This window comes from Streptomyces sichuanensis, assembly GCF_020328095.1.
Taxonomy (GTDB): domain Bacteria; phylum Actinomycetota; class Actinomycetes; order Streptomycetales; family Streptomycetaceae; genus Streptomyces; species Streptomyces cinnamoneus.
This window is the reverse complement of the sequence record NZ_JAIXMK010000231.1, coordinates 1-4,396: the sequence shown is the minus strand read 5'-3', so window position 1 is coordinate 4,396 and position 4,396 is coordinate 1. Positions and strand designations below refer to the sequence as shown.

Annotated in this window: 3 protein-coding genes; 1 reads left to right on the top strand and 2 read right to left on the bottom strand. The window is 69.9% G+C overall.

The window, feature by feature from the left end; genetic code table 11:
• Positions 1 to 46: 46 nt before the first annotated feature.
• Positions 47 to 1,600, bottom strand: coding sequence for a SulP family inorganic anion transporter (locus tag LE181_RS31505; RefSeq protein ID WP_225664995.1), 1,554 nt, complete (start codon positions 1,598 to 1,600; stop codon positions 47 to 49).
• A gap of 603 nt (positions 1,601 to 2,203) precedes the next feature.
• Between LE181_RS31505 and proC the strand changes: the two genes are divergently transcribed.
• Positions 2,204 to 3,013 (top strand): pyrroline-5-carboxylate reductase, encoded by an 810-nt coding sequence (gene proC / locus LE181_RS31500; protein ID WP_225664993.1) that lies wholly within the window; start codon positions 2,204 to 2,206, stop codon positions 3,011 to 3,013.
• A gap of 81 nt (positions 3,014 to 3,094) precedes the next feature.
• On the opposite strand, the gene trpS is transcribed toward proC, so the two are convergent.
• Positions 3,095 to 4,105, bottom strand: a complete 1,011-nt coding sequence (gene trpS, locus LE181_RS31495; RefSeq protein ID WP_225664991.1) for a tryptophan--tRNA ligase — start codon at positions 4,103 to 4,105, stop codon at positions 3,095 to 3,097.
• Positions 4,106 to 4,396 lie beyond the last annotated feature (291 nt).

The following is a 4,396-nucleotide window of genomic DNA, read 5'->3' as shown; positions in this document are numbered from 1 at the left end:
GGTCCTGCCAGGGCTTTCTTGCATTTACCGGTACGTGGCTACCCGGCTATACGGCCACCACGCGGCCGGTCGCTTCGCCGTTTCCGTTCTCGTCGCGGTCCGGCCCGTCTCCTCCGCCACCTTCCTCCAGCGACTCTGCATGCCGTTCCGCCCAGCCTCGCAATGCGGTGTGAACGGCGCGGTCCATATGGCGCAGTCCGCGGAGGTCGAGCTCCAGGCGGTGCCCGCCGCGGCGCAGTTCCTCCAGCTCGTCCAGCAGCTTCGGCAGCCGCAGGAAGGTGGCGTTGCCGAGGATCCGTACCCGCAGCACGCCGGCCGGCGTCTTCACCGTCTCGATGTGTACGTGCGAGGTCTCCCAGGCGGACTTGGCGACGGCCATCAGCAGGCCGACGATCACGCCCTCGAAGAGATTGGTGACCACGATGGCCACGGTCGTGGTCACCAGTACCGCGACCTCGCCCCGGTGGTCCTTCCAGAGCGGGCCCAGCTCCTTGCCCGGAATCAGCTTCCAGCCGGCGTGGACGAGGACGCCGGCCAGCGCCGCCACCGGAATGAGCTCAAGCGCCCACGGCAGCAGGGTCGCGAAGACCAGCAGCCACACCCCGTGCAGCACCCGGGACGCCTTCGTGCGGGCGCCGGCACTGACGTTGGCGGAACTGCGCACGATCACGGCGGTCATGGGCAGCGCGCCGAGCACTCCGCAGACGGTGTTGCCGGCGCCCTGGGCGATGAGTTCCTTGTTGTAGTCCGTGTGGGTGCCGTCGTGCAGTCGGTCGACGGCCGCCGCACTGAAGAGTGACTCCGCCGACGCGATGAGAGCGAAGGCCAGCACCGTGCCCAGCACCCCGAACTCCGTCAGACGGGCGAAGTCTCCACCACCCGGTGGCTGAATCGCGTCGAGGATTCCGCGGACCTGGACCCGGTCGACGGGCAGCTGCAGCAGCCCGACCACGGTGGTGGCCAGTGCGACCGCGGCCAGGGGGCCGGGGACGATGCGCGCGGCACGCTGCCAGTGGGGCCACAGGACGAGCACGGCTGCGGTTCCTCCACCGACGGCCACTGCGGCCATCGCGTCGCCCGAGGCGAGGGTGTCGGTCAGCAGGGTCACCAGTCCGCCCAGCTTTTCGAGGCCGCCGGCCGGCGCGTCCGCGTCGGCGATCGCGTACAGCTGGCCGGCGATGAGCACGACCCCGATGCCGGCGAGCATCCCCTGCACCACGGCGACGGAGATGGCGCGGAACCAGCGCCCCAGCTTGAGCAGCCCCATGGCCAGCTGCAGCAGGCCGGCGGTGAGCACCAGGACGCCGAGCGCCCTGAGCCCGTACTCCCGTACGGCTTCGTACACCAGCACCGTCAGCCCGGCCGCGGGGCCGCTGACCTGCATGCTGCTACCCGGCAGCAGACCGGTGAGGAGCCCACCGACGATGCCGGTGACGAGTCCGAGCTCGACCGGCACACCGGACGCGACGGCGATGCCGACGGACAGCGGCACGGCTATGAGGAAGACGACCAGCGACGCGGTGAAGTCCGCCCGGAGGTTGGCCCTGAGGTCAACTTTGGCGACGACGTTTCGGACACGGCGGAAGAGAGTCTTCTGCATGAGGATTGCCTCCAGCGCGCTCTGAGCGCGCGCAGCGATGCGATGAGGATCGTTGCCTGACAGATGGAGTGGAGAGGGGTGGAGAGGGGTGGAGAGGGGGCGGAACGGAGCGTCGTACGAGTAGTCGAACTGGTCAGCGGGTTCAGCGGTGCGGCGGGCGGCGGGTGGCAGGCAGCGGGCGGGAGCGGGCTGACGCGGACACAGGCACGGACAGCACGGGCACGGACACAGTCGCGGACACGGGCACGGGCACCATGGGGCGAGCGAGCACGGCTCCGCTGCCGGACGTCGGAACGGACGTCGGCGCAGACCCCGGTACGGGCATCGGCGCTGTCGTCCCCTGCAGCTCCGTGCCGTTAATAACTCGACCATATTTTGGCCAAGTCGTGGTGCAGATCAGCGAGTTGGTTTGTAACCACGATGTAAACGAGGAGTCGGGAAAGGGGAGATCCCGCTTCCGATCGCCCCGGCGGACGGCTGTACGGAGCCGGCCCTTCCCCGGTGCGCCACCGGTCCCGAGGTGTGGACATGGGCCGTGCGCTCGGCCGCCGGAGTGCGAAGATGCCAGTCACACCCACAGTGCAGCCAAGAGGTGAGGCCCCCGTGACCCAGAAAGTCGCCGTCCTCGGCACCGGCAAGATCGGTGAGGCGCTCCTCAGCGGCATGATCCGGGCCGGCTGGTCGAAGCACGACCTGATGTGCACGGCCCGCCGCCGCGAGCGCGCCGAAGCGCTGCGCAGCCGCTACGGCGTCGAGGTGGTGAGCAACATCGAGGCCGCCAAGGCGGCCGACACCCTCATCCTGGCCGTCAAGCCGCAGGACATGGCGCTCCTCCTCGACGAGCTCGCCCCCCACCTGCCGGCCGACCGGCTGGTCATCAGCGCCGCCGCCGGTGTTCCCACGGCCTTCTTCGAGGAGAAGCTTCCGGCCGGCACCCCTGTCGTACGCGTCATGCCCAACACCCCCGTCCTCGTCGACGAGGGGATGTCCGTCATCTCCGCCGGCTCCCACGCCTCCGAGGCCCACCTCCTGCGCACGGAGGAGATCTTCAAGCCGGTCGGCAAGACGCTGCGCGTCCCGGAGACCCAGCAGGACGCGGCAACCGCCCTGTCCGGCTCCGGACCGGCCTACTTCTACTACCTCGTCGAAGCCATGACCGATGCCGGCATCCTCCTGGGCCTGCCCCGCGACAAGGCGCACGACCTGATCGTCCAGGCCGCCATCGGCGCCGCGGTCATGCTGCGCGACAGCGGCGAGCACCCGGTGAAGCTGCGCGAGGCCGTCACGTCCCCCGCCGGCACGACGATCAGTGCGATCCGCGAACTGGAAAGCCACGGTGTACGGGCGGCCCTGATCGCCGCTCTCGAAGCCGCTCGTGACCGTAGCCGCGAACTGGCCTCCGGCCAGGCATAGCCCAAGACGTTCAGATCATCGGCCCTCCGGCAGACCGACCTCTGCCGGAGGGCCGACGTGTTTTCCACGGGCCGGTGTTCTTCACACGGGCGGCAGCAGGCCGATGGCCCGGTACGCCGCGTCGACGGTCGGCCGGGCGAGCCCCCGTGCCCGTTCGGCCCCCGCCCGCAGAACGTCGTCGACCTGACCGGGGTCGGCGCACAGCTGTGCGTGCCGCTCCCTGATCGGGCGCAGCAGTTCCACGACGGCCTCGGCCGTGTCCTTCTTCAGCGCGCCGTACCCGGAACCCCGCGTGCTGTACTCCGCGGCCAGGTCCAGTGGCTTGCGGCCCGTGCATCCCGCGAGGATCTCCAGCAGATTCGCGACGCCGGGCTGGGCCTCGGGGTCGTAGGCGACCTCGCTCCCGCTGTCGGTCACCGCACGCATGATCTTCTTGCGGACGACGTCCGCCTCGTCGAGCAGATAGACGATGCCCGACGTCTCGGCGTGCGACTTCCCCATCTTCGACGTCGGGTCCTGCAGGTCCATGACGCGCGCCGCCACCGACGGCAGCACGGCCCTCGGCACGACGAACGTCGCTCCGTAGCGCTGGTTGAACCGCTCAGCCAGGTCCCGGGTGAGCTCGACGTGCTGCGCCTGGTCGTCGCCGACCGGTACCTCGTCCGCCCCGTAGGCCAGGATGTCCGCGGCCATGAGCACCGGATAGGTCAGCAGAGACAGCCGGACGCTTCCGCCGCCGGCCCGCTCCCGCGCGGCCTTCTCCTTGTACTGGATCATCCGCCGCATCTCGCCGTCGGTGGCCGTGCACTCCAGGAGGTAGGAGAGGCGCGTGTGCTCGTGGACGTGGCTCTGTACGAACAGGGTGCAGAGCTCGGGGTCGAGCCCGGCTGCGAGGAACAGCGACGCCGTCTGCCGGCTGAGCCTGCGCACGCGGGCCGGGTCGTGATCGACGGTCAGGGCATGCAGGTCGACGACGCAGAAGAGGGCGTCGGCCCGGTGCTGGTCGGCTTGGACCCACTGGCGGAGGGCCCCCAGGTAGTTGCCGAGGGTGAGGTGGCCGGAGGGCTTGATGCCGCTGAAGATGCGTGTCATGGCTCTGCTTGTCTCCTCTGGGGCGGGACCGCCACCACGGACAGCAGAACGGCCGCCCGAGGCGGGCGGCCGGTTGGTTGCATGCGCAAGGCTGGGCCGCCGTCAGGCGGCCCACCACTGCTGGGTGAGCGCATGCTTGGTCACAGGACGACGGTAGCCCGCGAAACCCACTTGCGCCACGGGTTTGATGCGGCCTACACGAGCGTGTAAGGTTCTTCGAGTTGCCACGGCGTCCCAGGGATGCCGGGGTGGCACTTCGAGCCGCACCGGCGGCACATCACCACTGCACGG

What these genes read in the sequence shown, in the direction of transcription:
- trpS (WP_225664991.1), bottom strand. Translation starts at nt 4,105, where the DNA reads ATGACACGCATCTTCAGCGGCATCAAGCCCTCCGGCCACCTCACCCTC.
- LE181_RS31505 (WP_225664995.1), bottom strand. Translation starts at nt 1,600, where the DNA reads ATGCAGAAGACTCTCTTCCGCCGTGTCCGAAACGTCGTCGCCAAAGTT.